Here is an 18,390-nt window from a genome sequence, read left to right on the forward strand (position 1 = left end):
GGTTCGCCGCGCGAAGCCTTACGGACGCGGGTGTCTGTGAATCGGCTCGGGCCGGGAACGACGATCTCCCGGACCCGATTCCGGGGCCTGCAGGGAGTCAGTGCCCGGCAGCCTTCGCGAGAATCCGGGCACGCGCGGACTCGGCCTCGGCGCTGAGCTCCTGAAGGCTCTCCAGCTTGAGCTCCGAGGCCAGCTTCGCCGCGATCGCGGCGTCGGTCGAGACGTCTTCGAAGTCCGAGATGAAATCGCGCTGCGCGTCGAAGTCGGCGATGTCGGAACCGATGTGCTCGATCCCGGCGAGCGCCTTGTCGACGGCCAGGACGGTGGACTCCTGGTCCGCTACCACGCCCGCCATCAGGAAGGCCTGGAACGTCGCGGCCTGCACGGCGTCGTCGGTCTGGATCTTGGTCAGGATCTGAGTCAGGTTCTCGTCGTCGACGTAGCCCAGCAGCTTCTCGATGAACGTGACGCACTGGTTCTCGTGGACCGCGAGCAGGGCCAGGACGTCCATCGGTCCAAGGTTCTCGATGGCCTCGGGCGACTGCCGCCAGCCGGCGACCACATGGATGCGACGACGGTTCTCGGCCTCCACCGGATCCACCGCCCGGGTCACCACCAGGTAGTCGCGCAGGACGATCGAGTGACGATTGTCCTCGGCGGTCCACACGCCGACCAGCTGTCGCCAATCGGAGAACGCGGGGAAGTGCATCGCGAGGACGCGATGGAACGAGGGCAGATTGTCCTTGGTGAGCAGCAGCGCCTGGAGTCCGGCCGCGGCGGTCTCGGGCAGCGTGGAATCGGACGGCACGTAGTCGTCACCGCCCAGGAAGGCGAAGTTGCGGCCCAGGTCCCAGGGGATCCAATCCGACGGCGTCCACGAGATGGCACCTTCGGCGTGCTCCTCCGCGATCTCCGGGAGCGCCTTCTCCAGCGCGTTGATCAACTCGTCATTGCTCAGTACAGCCACGACACCCACCCTAAACGACGGACGGCCCCCACCGAAACCAGGTCGACGCCGGCCGCTACGGGACCGGCGTCGCCTGGATTTCGGCTCGGATCAGGCCTGCGCGCTCATCAGACCCCAGTCCTCGAGGCCCTCGTACAGAGGCAGATCGAGAGCGAGCTTGCTGACGCGTGCACGAAGGGCCGAGACGTCGGCGCCCTTGCCCGCGGCGAGCGCGGTGCCGATGATGTCGGCGACCTCGGTGAACTCGGCGTCGCCGAATCCGCGCGTCGCGAGCGCCGGGGTGCCGATGCGCAGCCCGGAGGTCACCATCGGCGGGCGGGGGTCGAACGGCACGGCATTGCGGTTGACCGTGATGCCGACCTCGTGCAGCAGATCCTCGGCCTGCTGGCCGTCGAGGTCGGAGTTGCGCAGATCCACCAGCACGAGGTGGACGTCGGTGCCGCCGGTCAGGACCGAGACGCCGGCCTTGGTCACGTCGTCGGCCGTCAGGCGCTCGGCGAGGATCTTGGCGCCCGACAGGGTGCGGCGCTGGCGCTCGGCGAACTCCTCGCTCGCGGCGATCTTCAGCGCGACGGCCTTGGCCGCGATGACGTGCATCAGCGGTCCGCCCTGCTGGCCGGGGAACACCGCGGAGTTGAGCTTCTTGGCCCACTCCTGCTTGGCGAGGATCATGCCCGAGCGCGGACCGCCGAGAGTCTTGTGGACGGTGGTGGAGACGACGTCGGCGTGCGGCACCGGGCTCGGGTGCAGCCCGGCCGCGACCAGACCGGCGAAGTGCGCCATGTCGACCCAGAGGTGTGCGCCGACCTCATCCGCGATCTCGCGGAACGCGGCGAAGTCGAGGGTGCGCGGGTACGCCGACCATCCGGCGACGATCACCTTCGGACGGGTGTCGAGCGCGATCTTGCGCACCTCGTCCATGTCGACGCGGAAGTCCTCTTTGCTGACGCCGTAGAAGGCGTTCTCGTAGAGCTTGCCGGAGAAGTTGAGCCGCATGCCGTGGGTCAGGTGGCCGCCGTGCGCCAGATCGAGTCCGAGGAGCGTCTCCCCCGGTTCCATGAGAGCCTGCAGCACCGCGGCATTCGCCTGCGCACCCGCGTGCGGCTGGACGTTGGCGAAATCGGCGCCGAAGAGAGCCTTGGCGCGGTCGCGGGCGATGTCCTCGATCACGTCCACGTGTTCGCAGCCGCCGTAGTAGCGGCGTCCCGGGTAGCCCTCGGCGTACTTGTTGGTCAGCACGCTGCCCTGCGCCTGCAGGACGGCCCGGGGAACGAAGTTCTCCGACGCGATCATCTCCAGGGTGTCGCGCTGACGCGACAACTCGCCGTTCATGGCGGCGGCTACATCGGGATCCAGGTCGGCAAGGGACTGCGAAAACAGGCTCATGGCGCCCGATTCTACCTGCGTGTCTCCGCTCTCCACCGCGTCGGGTTCACGGGCGAACCGGCGGCCCGCTACGCGGCGAGTTCCCTGCGCAGCGACGCCGGGATCAGCGGCTCGTCCAGCAGTCGGCCGAACCGTGCCAGACGTTCCGGACCCGAGGGGCCGGCCCGATCGAGCCAGGTCTCGAGCAAGGCGTAGCCCTCGACGTAGGTGGAGATGTACGCGCGCCAGAGCGGCGAGGTGAGGAACCGGAGCATCTGGCGGGCCCGGTCAGGAGCCACGAGCAGCCAGCGCTGGAGGAAGGCCGCGACATCGTCGATGTCGTCGCCGCGATCGTGCAGCGCCAGGGCCGCGTCCTGACGCACCCGGATCAGACCGGCGGCCGCGGCCCCGACCGCGCGCGCCCGCTCGGGGTCGAAACGCAGCCCGAAGTCGGCGTAGATCTCCGCGGCCCACTCGTGCCACCCGGTGCCCTTGGCCGCCGCGAGCGCGTGGTCGGCGAGCCCCTCGGCCATCAGACACTGGGGCGTGTTGACCAGGAACACGGTGTGTTCGAGTTGTCCCGATCCGACCAGACCCTGTTCCTTGCGGCAGTGCTCGGTGTGGTGTCCCGGGTAGGCCTCGTGAGCGATCAGCCCCGGCAATGAGGACATGTACTGCGGCAGATCGGTGTTCACCGCGACCTTGGAACGGTAACCGCCCAGGTAGTAGTTGAAGCCCGACCACGGTTTGTCGCCGACCACTTCGAACTCGACGGTCTCCGCATCCGGCAGCGGGAAGGCGGTGCGCACCGTCTCGCGCAGACTGCCCGAGAACTCCGCGATCAGTTGCGCCACCGCGGCGGCCGGGATCTCGTCGGCCCGACGGTAGGCGGCGTACGCCTCGCGGAGCCGGTCGCCGGTCGCCCCCGGCACCCCGAGCGCCTCGGCCATCCCGGCGTGGGCCTCGCGGTAGACGGCCTCGTCGCCGGGCTCGATCCGGACGTCGAAGTACGCCTGGACCTCGTCGACGAACCCGACCTCCTCGCCCGCGAACTTGCGGGCCGAGCACTCGAGTGCACGCAAGTGGGCCCCGACGAACTCGGCCCGTTCGGCGGGCAGACCGGCCGGCAACTCGCGCTGCAGCGCGCGGGCGCGGTCCGCCAGCCCGGCCGGGTGCGGCGCGGGCGCGTTCTCGACCTCCACGCGCAATGCGGGATCACCGGTGTAGGCGTCGACGAATCCCTCTTCGAGGCGGTCGAACGCCAGCCCCAGCCGCAGGTACTCGGTCACCGGATCCGCGGACATGCCACCTGTCATGTGACCAACGCTACCGGCGACGCCCGGCTATCGTCTCCGCGACATCGGCGTCCCTGTAGCCTTACCCTCCATGGCGCGTCTATCCCACGACCGCGACCCCGGCCTGTACCTGGAACTCGACCGCAAGCAGTGGCGTGAGCTGCGGCAGTCGATGCCCATGGTGCTGAACGAGTCTGAACTCGACAAACTCGTCGGCCTCGGTGAGCAAGTCGATCTCAACGAGGTCGCTGAGGTCTACCTTCCGCTGTCCCGGTTGATCCACCTGCAGGTGGAGGCCAGACAGCGACTGTTCGCGGCGACGTCGACCTTCCTCGGCGAACGTCAGCGGAATCGACAGGTGCCCTTCGTGATCGGCATCGCCGGTTCGGTGGCCGTCGGCAAGTCGACCACCGCCCGCGTCCTGGCGACGCTGCTGTCGCGGTGGGAGACCCACCCGAAGGTCGACCTCGTCACCACCGACGGATTCCTACTGCCGACGGCGGAGTTGGAGCGGCGGGGCATCATGCACCGCAAGGGCTTTCCCGAGTCGTACGACCGCCGCGCGCTGCTGCGCTTCGTGACCGAGGTGAAGTCGGGCACGCCCGAGGTCACGGCACCGGTCTACGACCACGTCAGTTACGACATCGTGCCCGGCGTGGTGCACTCGGTGCGCCAGCCCGACATCCTGATCGTCGAGGGCCTCAACGTCCTCCAGACCGGTCCCACCCTGACCGTCTCGGATCTGTTCGACTTCTCGATCTACGTCGACGCGAAGACCTCCGACATCGAGAAGTGGTACATCTCCCGATTCCTGCAGATGCGCACCGGTTCGTTCGCCGACCCCGAGTCGCATTTCCACTACTACTCGTCGCTGACCGACGAGCAGGCGACGATCGCGGCGCGCGACATCTGGACCTCCATCAACCGCCCGAACCTGATCGAGAACATCCTGCCGACGCGACCGCGGGCCACCCTCGTGCTGCGCAAAGACGGCAACCACGCGATCAACCGGGTGCGGCTGCGCAAACTCTGACGCCGGCCCGATGCCGACGAGCGCGGCCTCAGGCCGTGATCGGCGCGATCTCCGCGTTCGTCGCGGTCACCAGGTCGGCGGGAGCCAGCCGGATCTCCAGGCCGCGGCGGCCCCCGCTGCACAGCACCGAATCCCATTGCAGCGCAGACTCGTCGACGACGGTCCGCAGCGCGGTCTTCTGGCCCAGCGGCGACACACCGCCGAGGACGTAGCCGGTGGAGCGGGTCACTCTCGCCGCCTGCGCCATCTCCGCCTTCGGCGCTCCGAACGCCTTGGCCACCGCCTTCAACGACAGTTTCTCCGGCACCGGCAGGATCGCCACACCGAGTTCGCCGCCGAGGTCCACCACCAGGGTCTTGAGGATCTGCGCGGCGTCGACGCCGAGGGTCGACACCGTGACGGCGACCGCCTCGTCGCCGTAGTCGCCGCGTCGGCGGTCGTGTTTGTACCGGTGGACCTCGAAGGGCAGGCCCGCGCGCTCCAGCGCCGCGATGGCCGGCGTCGCCGCTGCCATCAGCGCCTCGCCAGCCACTGATCGAAAGTCGTCTCGGTGATCGCATCCGGGTGGTCCGGGACCAGGCCGCCCGAGCGCAGACCGGGTCCGCCGTAGTTGACGCCGAACACGAATCTCGGCGAACCCTTCTGCGCGGCTATCGCTTTGGCGGCGTCGGCCAGATCCATGACGGCCGGTCCGGCCACCGTCACACGGGCCGGTCGCGCAGTGTCCAGCACGACGTCGGCGAACACCTCGGCCACATCCTCGACCGCCGCGGGACGGCTGAGCATCCGGGGTGCTGCACCGATCGGACCGAAGGTGAGCATCGAGAGGAACTTCTGCGCCAGTGAGTACCACTGCGTCGACAGCACCGCGGTGGCCGTGCCGCCGAGGGTCTCGGCGTACACCGTCTCCTGCTCCGCCTTGCCGCGGTAGTGCCCCATCTTCCTGTTGACGACCGGGTCGGACGCACCGTAGATCGACAGGAACACCACTGCCGCGCCCGCAGCCTCCGCGGCGATCGAGATGTTCCGGGCCACGGCACCGAAGAATCGCACGGATTCGTCAGCGCTTCGGGACAGCAGGCTGGTGGCGTCGACCACGACGTCGGCGCCCTCGCACGCCTGCGCCAGGCCCGAACCGGTGACCGCGTCCACGCCGGTCGCCCGATGCGCTCGGGTCACCTGCGCACCGCGGCGTTGCAGTATGTCGCTGAGCACCGAACCGAACTCCCCGCTGGCGCCGACGACGGTGACTCGCATGCTCTCAACCCTCTCGTGGATTCTCGCCGCCGATCGACTTCATTTGCCGAAGCGGCGGTTACGTGCCGTGTAGTCCCGCAAGGCGCGCAGGAAGTCGACGCGCCGGAACTCAGGCCAGTAGGCGTCGGTGAACCAGATCTCCGAGTACGCGGACTGCCAGAGCAGAAATCCGCTGAGGCGCTGCTCGCCCGAAGTCCGGATCACCAGGTCCGGATCGGGCGTCCCACTGGTGTAGAGGTGGGAGTCGATGCCCTCGACGGTCACCGCGTCCACCAGTTCCTCGGAGGACGCGCCCGCCGCCAGGGCCTCGATCAGCAATTGCTGTACCGCGTCGACGATCTCCTGCCGTCCGCCGTAGCCGACGGCCACGTTCACGGTCATGTCGGCCGCGCCCTCGGTGCGATCGGACGCCTCGCGCAGCCGTTGGGCGACCGCGGTCGGGAGCTGATCGAGGTTTCCGACGATCCGGACGCGCCAGTCGGCGTCGACGTCGGAGATCTCGTCCACGATGTCGGGGACTATCTCCATGAGCGCATCGAGCTCGTCCGAGTCGCGCGTGAGGTTCTCGGTCGAGAGCAGGTAGATGGTGACCGCTTCGATGCCCAGTTCCGAGCACCACCCGAGCATGTCGGCGATGCGCTGTGCGCCCACCCGGTGCCCGTGGCTGACGTCCTCGAAGCCGGCTTCCCGCGCCCACCGCCGGTTGCCGTCGCAGATGATCGCCACGTGCCGCGGAATGCGCTCGGGATCCATCAGCTGTACAAGCCGATGCTCGTAGACGCGCAGCATGCCTCCGCGTAGCCGGTCTGGGAGCAGTTTCACAGCCGTGATCCTACTCCGCCGGTAAGTTACCGGAGCGAAACTTACGGTACCGTAGGTTTCATGACGGACTCCTCGACGCCTACCAGGCCCGCAGGCCCCGCCGCCGGGGTCAAGCCCGTGCTGCGCGGAGTCATCCACACGTACGCCGCCTTCGTCGCGGCGGCCGTCGGCGTCGTGCTGATCGTCGGCACGGCGATGCACCGGAGCGCCCCCGCGGTGGTGGCAGTGGTCGTGTACGTGATCACCATCTGCGGGCTGTTCGGCACCAGCAGCGTGTACCACCGGATCGACTGGCGGACCCCCAGGGCGAGGATCGCCATGAAACGCGCCGACCATTCGATGATCTTCGTCTTCATCGCCGGCACCTACAGCCCGTTCTGCGTGATGGGTCTCGATTCGCCGACACGCTGGTGGGTGCTGGGCGTCGTGTGGGCCGGCGCCGTCGTCGGAGTGGCTCTCAAGATGATCTGGCCCGCCTCGCCGCGCTGGCTGGGAGTGGTGCTCTACATCGTGCTCGGGTGGGTGATCATCGCAGTCTCGCCGATGCTGGTCCACAACACCGGCGTCGCGGTCATCGTGCTGCTCGCCGTCGGCGGCGTGTTCTACAGCCTCGGCGGCGTTCTCTACGCCCTGCGCTGGCCCGAACCCTGGCCCGGAGTATTCGGCCATCATGAGGTGTTCCACGCCTGTACCGCCATCGCAGCGACCCTGCACTACATCGCCGTCTGGCTGGTGGTGATCGGCTGAGGCCGCCGGGCTAATCTGAGCGGGTGAACACGCCGATCCGCCTCTCGCGCCTGCGTGGCGCAGTGGTCGGCGGAACGTCCGCCGTCACCGGCGTGCTCGCCCACGCGACCGCGCAGGGCATGCTCCCCGAGACGTCGGTACTTCTGATGGTCGGAGCGGCCGCGGTGGCCGTGGGCATCGGCGTCCGCGCCGCGCCCAGCGTTCGGGCACTGCCCGCACTCGTGGCCGGCCAGGCACTGGTCCACCTGCTGCTCGTGCTCACCTCGGGTCATCACCATGACCTGTTCACCGCGCCGATGGCCGTCATGCACACCGCGGGCACCATAGCCGCACTGCTGCTGCTGTGCGGAGCCGAGATCCTGGTGCGGGCCGTCTCTGCGCTCGCCGTTCGCGCGAGCAGTCTGCGGCTGCGGCCCCGGACCGGCTACGCCGCCGTCGTCGTTCCCGCTCCCCCGCAAGCCGCACCGGCCGCGCTCGTCTTCCTCGGCGCCGTCGGACGCCGAGGCCCGCCCTTTTCGGTCTAGCAACCCACGTCATCACATCGCGTGCCGTCGACGGCGCGCGATGACTTCTGCTTGACCGAAAGGCACACCGTTGTCCACCACTCTGTCTTCGGCGACCCCGGAAACTCCGGACTCGCCGCCGAGACCCGCATCCACCCGCGCGACCCTCATCCGCCTCGTTCAGCGACTGCACTTCTACGCCGGCGTGCTGATCGCTCCGTTCCTGCTCATCGCCGCCGTCACCGGCGCTCTCTACGCCGTCTCCCCGTCGGCCGAGCAGTTGATCTACCGGCACCAACTGCACACGGACTCGTCCGGTCCGGCCAAGTCGGTCGCCGAGCAGGTCCGCGCCGCCCAGGCCGTACGCCCCGATCTCCAGGTCACGGCGGTGCAGCCGGCCACCGAACCCGGTGCCACCACTCGCGTGCTCTTCTCCGACCCGTCGCTCGGCGAGTCGGAGCGACTCGCCGTCTTCATCGACCCGGTGACCGGTGAGTCGCTCGGCCAGCTCGCGTCGTACGGGTCGTCCGGCGCGCTCCCGGTCCGTACGTGGATCGACCAACTCCACCGCAGTCTGCACCTCGGCGAACCGGGCAGGATGTACTCCGAGCTGGCCGCGTCGTGGCTGTGGGTCGTCGCGCTCGGCGGTCTGGTCATGTGGGCGGTCCAGGTCCGCAAGCGCCGCCGTGCGACCGGCAGTGGTTCCATGCTGCGCGGCCTTCCCCGCATGCGCGGCCGAGGCCGAACCATCAGCAGACACGGCGTCATCGGCACCTGGATCGCCGTGGCGCTGCTGTTCCTGTCGGCCACCGGCCTCACCTGGTCGACCTACGCGGGCGAACACGTCACCGAGCTGCGGTCGGCGCTGAATTGGACCACTCCGACCGTCGACTCGTCCCTCACCGGCACACCGCAGGCCGCCGGAGGCGAGCACGCCGATCATCAGATGAGCGGATCGGGCTCCATGTCCGGTGCCATGTCCTCGGCCGACGAGGTCGCGGGAATCGACGGCGCCATCGCTATCGCGCGCGCCAACGGCATCGGCGGGCCGGTGGAGGTGACGATCCCCGACAACGCCTCGACAGCCTTCGTCGTGGCCCAGAATCGCGTCCCGTGGCGGATGTCGACCAGCTCCATCGCCGTCGATCCGTCGCGCGACGCCGTGGTCGACGTCAACGACTTCTCCGACTGGCCGCTGGCCGCCAAGTTGTCCGCGTGGGGCATCCAGCTGCACATGGGGCTGCTGTTCGGCCTGGCCAATCAGCTCCTGCTGTTCGCGGTGATGATCGCGCTCATCGTCGCGATCGTGCTCGGTTACCGGTCGTGGTGGCAGCGGCGGTCGCGCACCCGCCGGATCGGTGCGCCCCCGGCACGTGGCGCGTTGCGGGAGCTCCCGTTGCCCCTCACGCTCGCGATCGCGGTGGCAGCGGTGGCCATCGGTTGGTTCATCCCGCTGCTCGGCTGGCCACTGCTGGCATTCCTGGTGGTCGACACAGTGATCGGCGCCGTCCGCACACGCGGTCTCGAATCAGCCGCATAGCTGATTCTCCGTCTACCCGGAACGGGCGAAAGGCGGCGAGGCATGGCGCGCCCGTACCCCGCTCCGGGTAGTCGCCGCTGAGGGTAGGGGTGCCGCTCGGCACCCCTACCGCGCGGCGCGCGCCAACCGGGCGAGCACTTCGGCCGACGCGTCCCATCCCATGCACTTGTCGGTGACCGACTGCCCGTACACCAGGTCGCCGCCGAGCGACTGCGCTCCCGGCACCAGGAAGCTCTCCAGCATCACACCCGAGAGCACCTGGTCCTCGCCCGCACGACGAGCCGCGGCGAACATCTCCGCGACCTCCACCGCGACCTCCGCCTGCCGCTCGTGATCCTTGCCCGAGTTCGCATGAGAGCAGTCGACCATCACCTTCGGCGACAGACCGGCCTCCGCGAGAGTCTGAACCGCGGAGTCCACCGAAGCCGCGTCGTAATTCGGGCCGGGCGTGCCACCGCGCAGGATGATGTGGCAGTCCTCGTTGCCCGAGGTGTGGACAACGGCGCCGCGACCGAAGTCGTCGACCCCGAAGAAGACGTGTTCGGCCGCCGCGGCCTTGACGCCGTCGATCGCGACCTGGACGTTGCCGTCGGTCCCGTTCTTGAAACCGACCGGCATCGACAGTCCCGACACCAGCTGGCGATGCACCTGCGATTCGGTCGTGCGAGCGCCGATCGCGCCCCAGGCGACGGTGTCCGCGATGTACTGCGGGCTGGTCGGCTCGAGGAATTCGCAGCCCACCGGCAGTCCCAGATCGATGACGTCGAGCAGCAGCGCGCGGGCCGTCCGCAGTCCGCGCTCGACGTCGAACGATCCGTCCATCCCGGGATCGTTGATCAGTCCCTTCCATCCCACGGTGGTGCGCGGCTTCTCGAAGTACACGCGCATCACGATCTTCAGCGCGTCGCGGTACTGCTCGGCGAGCGGCGCGAGGCGACGGGCGTAGTCGAGCGCGGCGACCGGATCGTGGACCGAGCAGGGCCCCACCACCACGATCATCCGATCGTCGTGGCCGGCGAGGATCGCCGCGATCTCCTCCCGATCGCGCTGCACGGCTTCGGCGCGACGCGCGGTCAGCGGAAGCTCACTGCGGAGAGCCTCCGGAGACGGGATCGGCGAGAACGCCGTCACCCGCCGGTCGGAGGTGGACGAACTCTGCCCACTGTCGGTGGTTGCGGCGTCGGTGGTGGTAGTCAAGGAAATGCCTTTCAGGTGTCATCCGCGAATCGGGCTGGTCCGCCGCTTCCGGATTCACGCCTGAGGCGCTCTGAGATACTCCCGAAACGACGAGAGCAGCGACCATCAGGTCACTGCTCAGGCTCCGGGAAGGTTGATGCGTGCGCGCGTTATCGCTTCATCTCGGCCCCACCCGGAGCCTTGATAAAGAAACGCCAATAGCGTGCGGACTGCATCACGCGACCGAGGCTAGCACAACCGCTTCCCCGGCCGCCAAATCGGCGGTCGGGGGTCACGGGATCGCGGCCAGCACGGTCTCCGCGTCGACGGCGGGCAGATCGCAGACGGTTCCGCGGCACACGTAGGCGGCGTCCAACCCGCCGACCGGTCCTCGATCCTCCAACAGCGGCAGCGAATCCCGTTCGCCGGCGACCACCACCACGCCGCCCGGCACGCCGCGCCGGATCTGCGCGGCGAGTTCGCCCGCGCTGTCGGCGGACTGAGCCACCGCCACCTGGACGGGCCCGGCCACTCGCGCGATCGCCACCGAAAGCCAATGCCCGGCCGAGCGCGGCGCCTTGGCGAGAATGAGTCCCGAGCGGCTCAGGGTCGCGTCGAGCAGTTCCCCGTAGCGTGCGGCATCGTCGACGGAGGGGACGAGAGTCGACGCCAGAAGCAACGCCTCGGCGGCCAGCGAGGCACCCGCCGGGGTGGCCCCGTCCACCGGATCGCGCGGACGGAGCAGCAGGCCGGTCGGATGGGCGTCGTACCAGGCGCCGAACGAATCCGGGTCGGCGAAGACCTCGATCATCTTCTCGATGACCGCCGACGCCGTTGTGCGCCAGCCGATCTCACCAGTCACCTGGTGCAGCGTCAGCAGCGCCGTCGCGAAGGCCGCGTAGTCGTCGAGACCGCCGAGGGGCGCCGCCGGCGTCCCGTCGAGCGACGACCGTCGCAACTCGTCCCCGACCAAGTGCACCTCGGCGAGGACCCGCGCGCATTCGGCGGCTCGCGCCACCCACCGCGGTCTTGCCAGCGCGGCGCCGGCCTCGGCCAAAGCCGTCACCGTCATCGCGTTCCACGCGGTCACCACCTTGTCGTCCCGGTCGGGCTGCGGTCGCCGGTCCCGTGCGGCGCGCAGACGCGACCGCACCGAGGCGTAACGGATCCGGTCGCCCGGGTCGCGGAGCAACTGCAGCGTGGAAGCCCCCTGCTCGAACGTCCCCCGATCGGTCACGGTGAACAGCGCCGCGGCCCACGCGCCGTCGTCGGGTCCGAGCACGTCGATGAGTTCGCCGGGGCGCCAGACGTAGGTGAGCCCTTCGACGCCTTCGGTGTCGGCATCGAGCGACGAGGCGAATCCCGACCCGGTCCACAGGTGCTCGTCGAGGAAGTCGGCGGTCTCCTCCGCCACCCGCAGCGCCAGCGCGTCACCGCGCCTCGCTAGATGGGCGTACGCGCGCAACAGCAGAGCGTTGTCGTAGAGCATCTTCTCGAAGTGCGGAACCACCCAGTCTGCGTCGACGGCATAGCGGGCGAAACCGCCCGCTAGCTGGTCGTATATGCCTCCGCGCGCCATCGCGTGGGCGGTGCGCGTGGCCACGGCACCTGCTTCGCCGAGACCCAGCAGTTCATCGGCGCGCAACAGTGCTTCCAGCAGGGCGGTGGGCGGGAACTTCGGCGCAGCGCCGAATCCGGACGAGCGCGGATCCTCGTCGGAACAGATCGCGCGGACCGCGTCGGCGAGCAGTTGTGCGTCCGGCGGCGGCCCGGTCGGCAGTGAGGCCGCGTTGGCGCGCAGGTGTTCTGCGATCTTGGTTCCTGCGACGATCACCTCGTCGCGCCGGTGATCCCAGGTCCGGGTGATCGCGTCCATCACCTCGGAGAATCCGGGCTGCCCGTTGCGGGGCGTGGGCGGAAAGTAGGTGCCGCAGTAGAACGGATCGGCGTCGGGTGTCAGGAAGCAGGTCATCGGCCACCCGCCCTGGCCGGTCATCGCGACCGTCGCGGCCATGTAGATCGCGTCGATGTCGGGACGTTCTTCTCGGTCCACCTTGATGCAGACGAAGTCCCGGTTCATCTGCGCGGCCAGCGTCTCGTTCTCGAAGGTCTCGTGCGCCATCACGTGACACCAGTGGCACGCGGCATACCCCACCGACAGCAGCACCGGGACGTCGCGGCGGCGCGCCTCGTCGAAGGCCTCCTCACCCCACTCCTGCCAGTGAACCGGGTTGGCGGCGTGCTGGCGCAGATAGGGGCTCGACGATTCACCGAGCCGATTACGAGCGCTATCCGCGGTCTGTGGATCCTCCACTGTTCTGGCCTCCATTGTCGTGGCCCGTGTTGTTCCGGTGTCCGTCACCGGCGCCGTTCTCGGCCTCGGCCGGTGTCGTCGACTCGGGTAGCCCGGCCGGGTCGTCGACTCGGTCGGTGCCGTCGTCGAAGGCCTGGTCCGGTGCAGGATTGTCGGCGTCGAAACTCTCGGGCAGCTTCTTGAGCTGCTTGTTCATCGACCGGATCAGCAAGAAGACGGCGATCAGCAGCAGGATGATGATCAGCAGGCCGATCGGCGACGCCTTGCCGAATTCCGGGCCTTTCGCCGGCTCGTCGGCCAGTAGCATCACCGCGTCAGAGGACAGGGACAGGACGTTCATTGCTGCTCAATTCCGGCGAAGAGATCGTTCTCCGGGAGGTCTGTGTGCACCCGGGTCTGCGCCAGCTCGAATTCTTCGGTCGGCCACAGTCGCTGCTGCCATTCCAGCGGGACAGCGAAGAAGAAGCCGTTGGGGTCGATCTGCGTCGCGTGTGCGCGGAGTGCGTCGTCGCGCTGCACGAAGTAGTCGCTGCACTCCACCTGGGTGGTGACGCGGCCCATCATGTCGCCTTGGTTACGGCGCCACTTGCTGAGCCATTCCTTGAACGGGTTCTCCTGACCGGCCTTCTCGAACTCGTCCGAGAACGCGAGGATCCGATCGCGGATGAAACCGTGCGTGTAATAGAGCTTGAGCGGCGTCCACGGATCGCCGGCCTCGGGGAACTGTTCCGGATCACCGGACGAGTCCCACGCCGCCATCGACACCTCGTGGCACTTGATGTGGTCGGGATGCGGGTAGCCGCCGTTCTCGTCGTAGGTGATGATCACGTGCGGACGGAACTCGCGGATCACCTTCACCAGACGCTCGTTGGCCTCCTCGAGCGGTACCAGCGCGAAGCATCCCTCCGGCAGCGGAGGCAGCGGGTCGCCCTCGGGCAGACCCGAGTCGACGAAGCCGAGCCACCGGTGCTGCACGCCGAGCGCCTTGGCCGCGGCAGCCATCTCGTCACGCCGGATCTGTGTGATGTTGTCCATCACTCCCGGGCGGTCCATCGCCGGGTTCAGGATGTCGCCGCGCTCCCCGCCGGTGAGGGTGACGACCATCACCTCGTGCCCCTGCGCTGCGTATTTGGCCAGAGTCGCCGCCGCTTTGCTCGACTCGTCGTCGGGATGTGCGTGCACAGCCATGAGCCGCAGCCCGTTCGCGCGTTCGGTCACGCTTCCTCACCTTCGCTTAGCTCCTACCCAACATGGTAGGTATTGACGCGTGAGCACATCAGACGGGGGCGCCGACCAGCAGAAGCCGCGCAGTGGCCCGCGGGCGACCTATCCGGCAGATCGGTCGCGGAGCAGCAAGCGCCGCTGGTTCTACGGGCTCGCCGTGCTCGTCGTCGTCGCGGGTGTCGGGATCGCATACCTCGGTTTCCGTCAGTTCGGCGATCCGGACGTCTCTGGACAGGCGACGGGTTACGAGCTCCTCTCGTCCGACCGCGTCGCCGTTCAGTACACCGTCAACCGCAACAGCCCGGACGACGCCGTCGTCTGCATCGTCCGCGCGCGCGCCAAGGACGGCGCCGAAGTGGGCCGCCGCGAGGTGCTGGTCCCCGCGGGCACCGAGGTGCAGGTCGGCGCCCGCACCGAGGTCGCGACGTCTCGGCCGCCGGTGATCGGCGAGGTGTTCGGCTGCACGCTCAACGTACCCCCCTACCTCTCCCCGAACGCATGACGCACGCCGGGCAGGCGGTCTTCGCCAAACTCGCCAGTCCGTACTACCCGGCGCTGACGGCGCTGTTCGTCGGCATCATGCTGATCAGCAACATCGCCGCCACCAAGGCCGTCGTCCTGTTCGACGACTGGCTGCACTTCGACCTCGGCCCTCTTCACGTCAACGGCCTGGTGACCGACGGGGCCTTCTTCCTGTTCCCGCTGAGCTACGTCATCGGCGACGTCATCAGCGAGGTCTACGGGTTCCGCGCGATGCGCCGGACCATCGCCTCCGGTTTCGCTGTGATCGTCCTCGCGTCCCTGTGCTTCTGGGTGGCGATCGAACTGCCCGCCGCAGACTTCTACGACGGCCAGTCCGGGTTCGAGTCGGTCCTCGGCACGGTTCCGCGGATCGTCGCCGCCGGGCTCGCCGGTTACGTCGTCGGCGAGCTGCTGAATTCCTTCGTGCTCGTGAAGATGAAGGAGCGGGCCGGGGAGCGGCACCTATGGGCCCGGCTGATCGGGTCCACCGTGGTCGGCGAGTTCTTCGACACGCTCGTGTTCTGTTCCATTGCCGCCACGGCGATCGGAATCAGCACGTGGTCGGACTTCATCAACTACGTCGTCATCGGTTTCGTGTGGAAGACGCTGGTGGAAGTGGTCGTCATGCCGATCACGTACGCCGTGGTCCGCTACCTCAAGCGGGCCGAGCCGAGCTATGCCGAAGCGCTCGCCGATGTTAGCCGAGTCACCTCGGATGTGCCTTAGAACACAGGCGCTGCTATCATTGGCTGTGCACGGCTCCGCGAGGGGCCGTGTTGCTGCATTTAGAGCAGTCCAAGCGGACAGATCGTCCAGTAGCGGACAGCAAAGGAGACCACAATGACCGATGCGGGTGTGACTTGGTTGACGCCGGAGTCGTACGAGCGCTTGAAGGGTGAGCTCGATTCGCTTATTGCGAATCGGCCGGTCATTGCCGCCGAGATCAACGAGCGCCGCGAAGAGGGCGACCTCAAGGAGAACGGCGGCTATCACGCAGCGCGCGAGGAGCAGGGCCAGCAGGAAGCGCGTATTCGCCAGCTGCAGGATCTGCTCAACAAGGCGAAGGTCGGCGAAGCCCCGAAGCAGTCGGGTGTGGCGCTCCCCGGCTCGGTCGTGACCGTCTACTACGACGGCGACGAGTCGGACAAGGAGACTTTCCTCATCGCCACCCGCGAGGAGGGTTCGGGCGACATCGAGATCTACTCGCCGAGCTCGCCGCTGGGCGCGGCTCTCATCGATGCGAAGGTCGGAGAGACTCGGACGTACACGGTCCCCAGCGGCGCCGAGATCAGTGTGACGCTGGTCAGCGCAGAGCCGTACCAGCCGTAAGTTCAGGCCGGAAAGGGCCGATCCGCACAGCGGATCGGCCCTTTCTCATGTCTGGACCCACTCCGAGGGAACGTCAGTACCGCCGGCCCGGAAAGTCGTCTGGGCGGGGCTCATCAGGCCGGTCGGGCGTCGTCTCGTCCGACTGCGCGAACTCATCCGCCAGCAGCCTCAGTAGCTCCGCCTCGACGTCGGAGAGCGCGTGGTTGGTCTCCTGCTCGGCCGCCCGCATCCCCGGCCGCGTATCAGCGCCGGGCATCAGATAGGTCGGTGGAACGTCGAGCGCCCGAGCGAGGCGGTACACCGTCGACATCAGCGGGTCGGCGATCCCCGACGCGCTGTTGCTGGTCGCTCGCTCCAGATTCGATACCGCGTTTCGGTGCAACCCGCACCGCTCCGCGAGCTCTTCCTGGGACAGGCCGCGCGCCTTCCGGACGGTCACCAGACGATGACCGAACGCGAACGCATAGGTATCCCACTCGAGGGATCCACGGTCGGCCGACAGCACAACAACCAATCTGACGACTGCACACCAGAATGTCCGCACACCACCGTGTGCGAGTGCCGTGACCTGCGGCTACGCGGCGAAATTGGTTGTCACAAAGGCATTTTCGAGATCGTCGCGCGAGTGAAGGCCAGTGCACGGTCGCAGATCTCGGAGGGCGGCGGCGGGGTGGGCCCGACGTAAGTGACGAGAGTTGTCACGGCCGCCGCGCGCGACTGAACATATGTGTCGCAGGCGTGGTCTCCGCGCAGCCGATGCACCCCTACGACCCGACCACGAATGACCGCGTCAGGCAGCCAGATATCGATTTCCGCCGACTTTGACTGTTTGTCCGCTTGCAGGCTTATCGAGTTACCTACGAATTGCCCAACCCGCCACTTCTCATTCTGCTGACGGCCCAGATACGTCCATCTGCAACCGCGGAGCGTTTGGCCATCAGTACCCGCAGCGTCCTTAACACTCCCTGCATCGACATTGAGTGTACGGAGATCCCGGCCAGACAATGCCGTGCAGGGCTCGTAATCTGTACCTGAGTTCGCTCGATTCCAGCGATGCGGATGAACGTTCGGGAATGGCAGCTGAGTGCCAACTCTGTTCGTTTGCTGCACATGCCCGTCTACGTCTATACCCTGGGAATCGCGCTGAGGCCAGGCCTGGCAAGCAGAGAGTGCGCACGCCAATCCCAAGAGCACGACGATTGCAGACCTTCTACCCAACATCGTCAGCACTTGAGTCGTCTGCGCTCTCAATTCTGTTCACAGCACTCAGTGCCACTGAGGACACTACACTGGCTCGCTGGCCCAAGCGGGTGAGCTCTGCCGCGCCAGCTGCTACAACGTCGCGCAATCGCCGGTAGAGCTCGGCTCCCTCAACGCAACCACTTCCAAAATAGTTGCGCGATACGACTGAGCCAAGGCTAAACCCCAACTCCCCCAACTCATCGGCGCACTCTTGCGCGACCTCCGCCCGTTTTCGCCAGAGTTCCTGCACGTAGACGAGTTCGCTCACTATGCCCTCCGGTACGCCGACGCGATGGAACGACATTCCGTAGCGGAGACCGTCACCCCCCAAATCGAGACGGTCTCCGCTCCGGAATCCCCTTCGCCATCAAGTCTGTTTTCGTGTTCATGAATTAGACGCACCAAACGCCCGATCGGTTCCACTTTTGCGCGAGAATTCTTTTCCAGCAACCGTTTTCGCTGGTCAAGAGACCAGCCAGAACAGCACCGGCGTGTCGGCGCACGGCTACACTGCGTACCCATGGCCTACGACCTGCAACCGTTCGACGAGTTCTACTTCGACACCGCGCCGATGAAGTACACCATCGATGTGCACATCCCCGTCGCTCCCGAGACCGCGTGGGCCGAGTTCACGCGCCAGAACACCCTGGACTGGTGCCGTGCACTGAACTCGGTCACGTACACATCGCCCGCGCCGTACGGCGTGGGCACCACACGCTCGGTGGCACTCGCCCCGGGCGTCGTGAAGATGGACGAGTACTTCTTCCTGTGGGACGAGGACTCCGAGACGTCGACGTACAAACACGGCTTCCACGGCGTGCGGGCGAACATCCCCGGACTCAGGAAGTTCGGCGAATACACCGAGGTGTCGCCGACCGAGCACGGCTCACGCCTTGTCTGGAAGTTCGCGATGGAACTCGGCGGCACCGGGCTGCCGCCGTTCCTGTCCGGTCCCATCGCCAACGGCGCCTTCGGCACGGTGAAGACCGACACCGTCAAGCATTTCGCGACCTTCAACGGCTGACACCGCGAGCCGTTCGCCACGGCTCACGGC

Annotated in this window: 20 protein-coding genes; 8 read left to right on the plus strand and 12 right to left on the minus strand. The window is 67.6% G+C overall.

Features of this window, described 5'->3' with window-relative positions; all coding sequences use genetic code 11:
• Positions 1-97 precede the first annotated feature (97 nt).
• The 3 genes from ACE11G_RS12850 to ACE11G_RS12860 form a co-directional block, all read right to left on the minus strand.
• Positions 98-967: an acyl-ACP desaturase gene (locus tag ACE11G_RS12850; RefSeq protein ID WP_006898035.1), complete on the minus strand. Its 870-nt coding sequence runs from the start codon at positions 965-967 to the stop codon at positions 98-100.
• A gap of 90 nt (positions 968-1,057) precedes the next feature.
• Entirely contained in the window at positions 1,058-2,353 is a 1,296-nt protein-coding gene (glyA, locus tag ACE11G_RS12855) for a serine hydroxymethyltransferase (RefSeq protein WP_006898036.1), read from the minus strand.
• A gap of 68 nt (positions 2,354-2,421) precedes the next feature.
• Positions 2,422-3,648, minus strand: coding sequence for a DUF885 domain-containing protein (locus ACE11G_RS12860; protein WP_375002449.1), 1,227 nt, complete (start codon positions 3,646-3,648; stop codon positions 2,422-2,424).
• 70 nt (positions 3,649-3,718) lie between these two features.
• Here ACE11G_RS12860 and coaA point away from each other — a divergent pair, with 70 nt between their 5' ends.
• Positions 3,719-4,660 carry a type I pantothenate kinase gene (coaA, locus tag ACE11G_RS12865; RefSeq protein ID WP_006898038.1) on the plus strand — a complete coding sequence of 314 codons (942 nt, stop codon included), beginning with the start codon at positions 3,719-3,721 and terminating at the stop codon, positions 4,658-4,660.
• Positions 4,661-4,688: 28 nt separating this feature from the next.
• On the opposite strand, the gene ACE11G_RS12870 is transcribed toward coaA, so the two are convergent.
• Genes ACE11G_RS12870 through ACE11G_RS12880 form a run of 3 tightly spaced genes read right to left on the minus strand, consistent with a single transcriptional unit; the run spans position 4,689 to position 6,739 of the window.
• Complete coding sequence (locus ACE11G_RS12870; protein ID WP_062367179.1) at positions 4,689-5,174, minus strand: aminoacyl-tRNA deacylase; 486 nt, start codon at positions 5,172-5,174, stop codon at positions 4,689-4,691.
• Positions 5,174-5,917, minus strand: a complete 744-nt coding sequence (locus ACE11G_RS12875) for an SDR family oxidoreductase (protein ID WP_375002452.1) — start codon at positions 5,915-5,917, stop codon at positions 5,174-5,176. The genes ACE11G_RS12870 and ACE11G_RS12875 overlap by 1 nt, the downstream gene beginning before the upstream one ends.
• Positions 5,918-5,956: 39 nt before the next feature.
• A complete protein-coding gene (locus tag ACE11G_RS12880; RefSeq protein ID WP_006898042.1) occupies positions 5,957-6,739 on the minus strand; it encodes an isoprenyl transferase in 783 nt (260 codons plus the stop codon).
• Positions 6,740-6,799: 60 nt separating this feature from the next.
• Here ACE11G_RS12880 and ACE11G_RS12885 point away from each other — a divergent pair, with 60 nt between their 5' ends.
• The 3 genes from ACE11G_RS12885 to ACE11G_RS12895 all read left to right on the plus strand — a co-directional run bounded on the left by ACE11G_RS12885 (position 6,800) and on the right by ACE11G_RS12895 (position 9,529).
• Entirely contained in the window at positions 6,800-7,486 is a 687-nt protein-coding gene (locus ACE11G_RS12885) for a hemolysin III family protein (RefSeq protein WP_062367143.1), read from the plus strand.
• A gap of 23 nt (positions 7,487-7,509) precedes the next feature.
• Positions 7,510-8,010, plus strand: a complete 501-nt coding sequence (locus ACE11G_RS12890; protein ID WP_006898044.1) for a hypothetical protein — start codon at positions 7,510-7,512, stop codon at positions 8,008-8,010.
• A gap of 70 nt (positions 8,011-8,080) precedes the next feature.
• Positions 8,081-9,529 carry a PepSY-associated TM helix domain-containing protein gene (locus ACE11G_RS12895; protein WP_375002455.1) on the plus strand — a complete coding sequence of 483 codons (1,449 nt, stop codon included), beginning with the start codon at positions 8,081-8,083 and terminating at the stop codon, positions 9,527-9,529.
• 105 nt (positions 9,530-9,634) lie between these two features.
• Here the strand turns inward: ACE11G_RS12895 and ACE11G_RS12900 are convergent, their stop codons facing one another.
• The 4 genes from ACE11G_RS12900 to mca all read right to left on the minus strand — a co-directional run bounded on the left by ACE11G_RS12900 (position 9,635) and on the right by mca (position 14,207).
• On the minus strand, positions 9,635-10,726 hold the full coding sequence (locus ACE11G_RS12900; protein WP_006898046.1) for a 3-deoxy-7-phosphoheptulonate synthase: 1,092 nt from the start codon (positions 10,724-10,726) through the stop codon (positions 9,635-9,637).
• A 271-nt stretch (positions 10,727-10,997) separates the two neighbouring features.
• Positions 10,998-13,034 carry a thioredoxin domain-containing protein gene (locus tag ACE11G_RS12905; RefSeq protein WP_375002457.1) on the minus strand — a complete coding sequence of 679 codons (2,037 nt, stop codon included), beginning with the start codon at positions 13,032-13,034 and terminating at the stop codon, positions 10,998-11,000.
• The gene (locus ACE11G_RS12910) at positions 12,994-13,359 is read right to left on the minus strand and encodes a hypothetical protein (RefSeq protein ID WP_006898048.1); all 366 of its coding nucleotides are present in this window, start codon (positions 13,357-13,359) and stop codon (positions 12,994-12,996) included. Before ACE11G_RS12910 ends, ACE11G_RS12905 begins: the two co-directional genes overlap by 41 nt.
• The gene (gene mca / locus ACE11G_RS12915) at positions 13,356-14,207 is read right to left on the minus strand and encodes a mycothiol conjugate amidase Mca (protein ID WP_045537340.1); all 852 of its coding nucleotides are present in this window, start codon (positions 14,205-14,207) and stop codon (positions 13,356-13,358) included. The genes ACE11G_RS12910 and mca overlap by 4 nt, the downstream gene beginning before the upstream one ends.
• 79 nt (positions 14,208-14,286) lie before the next feature.
• Here mca and ACE11G_RS12920 point away from each other — a divergent pair, with 79 nt between their 5' ends.
• The 3 genes from ACE11G_RS12920 (at position 14,287) to greA (ending at position 16,094) form a co-directional block, all read left to right on the plus strand.
• Positions 14,287-14,745 (plus strand): DUF4307 domain-containing protein, encoded by a 459-nt coding sequence (locus ACE11G_RS12920; RefSeq protein WP_006898050.1) that lies wholly within the window; start codon positions 14,287-14,289, stop codon positions 14,743-14,745.
• Entirely contained in the window at positions 14,742-15,491 is a 750-nt protein-coding gene (locus ACE11G_RS12925; RefSeq protein ID WP_375002460.1) for a queuosine precursor transporter, read from the plus strand. The genes ACE11G_RS12920 and ACE11G_RS12925 overlap by 4 nt, the downstream gene beginning before the upstream one ends.
• 114 nt (positions 15,492-15,605) lie before the next feature.
• Positions 15,606-16,094, plus strand: a complete 489-nt coding sequence (gene greA, locus ACE11G_RS12930) for a transcription elongation factor GreA (protein ID WP_006898052.1) — start codon at positions 15,606-15,608, stop codon at positions 16,092-16,094.
• A gap of 73 nt (positions 16,095-16,167) precedes the next feature.
• Here greA and ACE11G_RS12935 read toward each other — a convergent pair whose 3' ends face one another.
• Both ACE11G_RS12935 and ACE11G_RS12940 read right to left on the minus strand, forming a co-directional pair.
• On the minus strand, positions 16,168-16,599 hold the full coding sequence (locus tag ACE11G_RS12935) for a helix-turn-helix domain-containing protein (RefSeq protein ID WP_006898053.1): 432 nt from the start codon (positions 16,597-16,599) through the stop codon (positions 16,168-16,170).
• Positions 16,600-16,688: 89 nt separating this feature from the next.
• Positions 16,689-17,315, minus strand: a complete 627-nt coding sequence (locus ACE11G_RS12940; protein WP_375004151.1) for a DUF3558 family protein — start codon at positions 17,313-17,315, stop codon at positions 16,689-16,691.
• A 541-nt stretch (positions 17,316-17,856) separates the two neighbouring features.
• Here ACE11G_RS12940 and ACE11G_RS12945 point away from each other — a divergent pair.
• Positions 17,857-18,360, plus strand: coding sequence for an SRPBCC family protein (locus ACE11G_RS12945; protein ID WP_375002462.1), 504 nt, complete (start codon positions 17,857-17,859; stop codon positions 18,358-18,360).
• The last annotated feature ends 30 nt before the right edge of the window (positions 18,361-18,390 follow it).

The sequence above is a fragment of the Gordonia sp. PS3 genome, assembly GCF_041950545.1.
Classification (GTDB): Bacteria; Actinomycetota; Actinomycetes; order Mycobacteriales; family Mycobacteriaceae; genus Gordonia; species Gordonia sihwensis.

Excerpts from the sequence above, each read along its gene's own strand:
- ACE11G_RS12925 (WP_375002460.1), top strand. The coding sequence starts at position 14,742 with ATGACGCACGCCGGGCAGGCGGTCTTCGCCAAACTCGCCAGTCCGTAC.
- ACE11G_RS12870 (WP_062367179.1), bottom strand. The coding sequence starts at position 5,174 with ATGGCAGCGGCGACGCCGGCCATCGCGGCGCTGGAGCGCGCGGGCCTG.
- coaA (WP_006898038.1), top strand. The coding sequence starts at position 3,719 with ATGGCGCGTCTATCCCACGACCGCGACCCCGGCCTGTACCTGGAACTC.
- ACE11G_RS12945 (WP_375002462.1), top strand. The coding sequence starts at position 17,857 with ATGGCCTACGACCTGCAACCGTTCGACGAGTTCTACTTCGACACCGCG.
- glyA (WP_006898036.1), bottom strand. The coding sequence starts at position 2,353 with ATGAGCCTGTTTTCGCAGTCCCTTGCCGACCTGGATCCCGATGTAGCC.
- ACE11G_RS12940 (WP_375004151.1), bottom strand. The coding sequence starts at position 17,315 with ATGTTGGGTAGAAGGTCTGCAATCGTCGTGCTCTTGGGATTGGCGTGC.
- ACE11G_RS12875 (WP_375002452.1), bottom strand. The coding sequence starts at position 5,917 with ATGCGAGTCACCGTCGTCGGCGCCAGCGGGGAGTTCGGTTCGGTGCTC.
- greA (WP_006898052.1), top strand. The coding sequence starts at position 15,606 with ATGACCGATGCGGGTGTGACTTGGTTGACGCCGGAGTCGTACGAGCGC.
- mca (WP_045537340.1), bottom strand. The coding sequence starts at position 14,207 with ATGGCTGTGCACGCACATCCCGACGACGAGTCGAGCAAAGCGGCGGCG.
- ACE11G_RS12905 (WP_375002457.1), bottom strand. The coding sequence starts at position 13,034 with ATGGAGGCCAGAACAGTGGAGGATCCACAGACCGCGGATAGCGCTCGT.
- ACE11G_RS12860 (WP_375002449.1), bottom strand. The coding sequence starts at position 3,648 with ATGACAGGTGGCATGTCCGCGGATCCGGTGACCGAGTACCTGCGGCTG.
- ACE11G_RS12885 (WP_062367143.1), top strand. The coding sequence starts at position 6,800 with ATGACGGACTCCTCGACGCCTACCAGGCCCGCAGGCCCCGCCGCCGGG.
- ACE11G_RS12910 (WP_006898048.1), bottom strand. The coding sequence starts at position 13,359 with ATGAACGTCCTGTCCCTGTCCTCTGACGCGGTGATGCTACTGGCCGAC.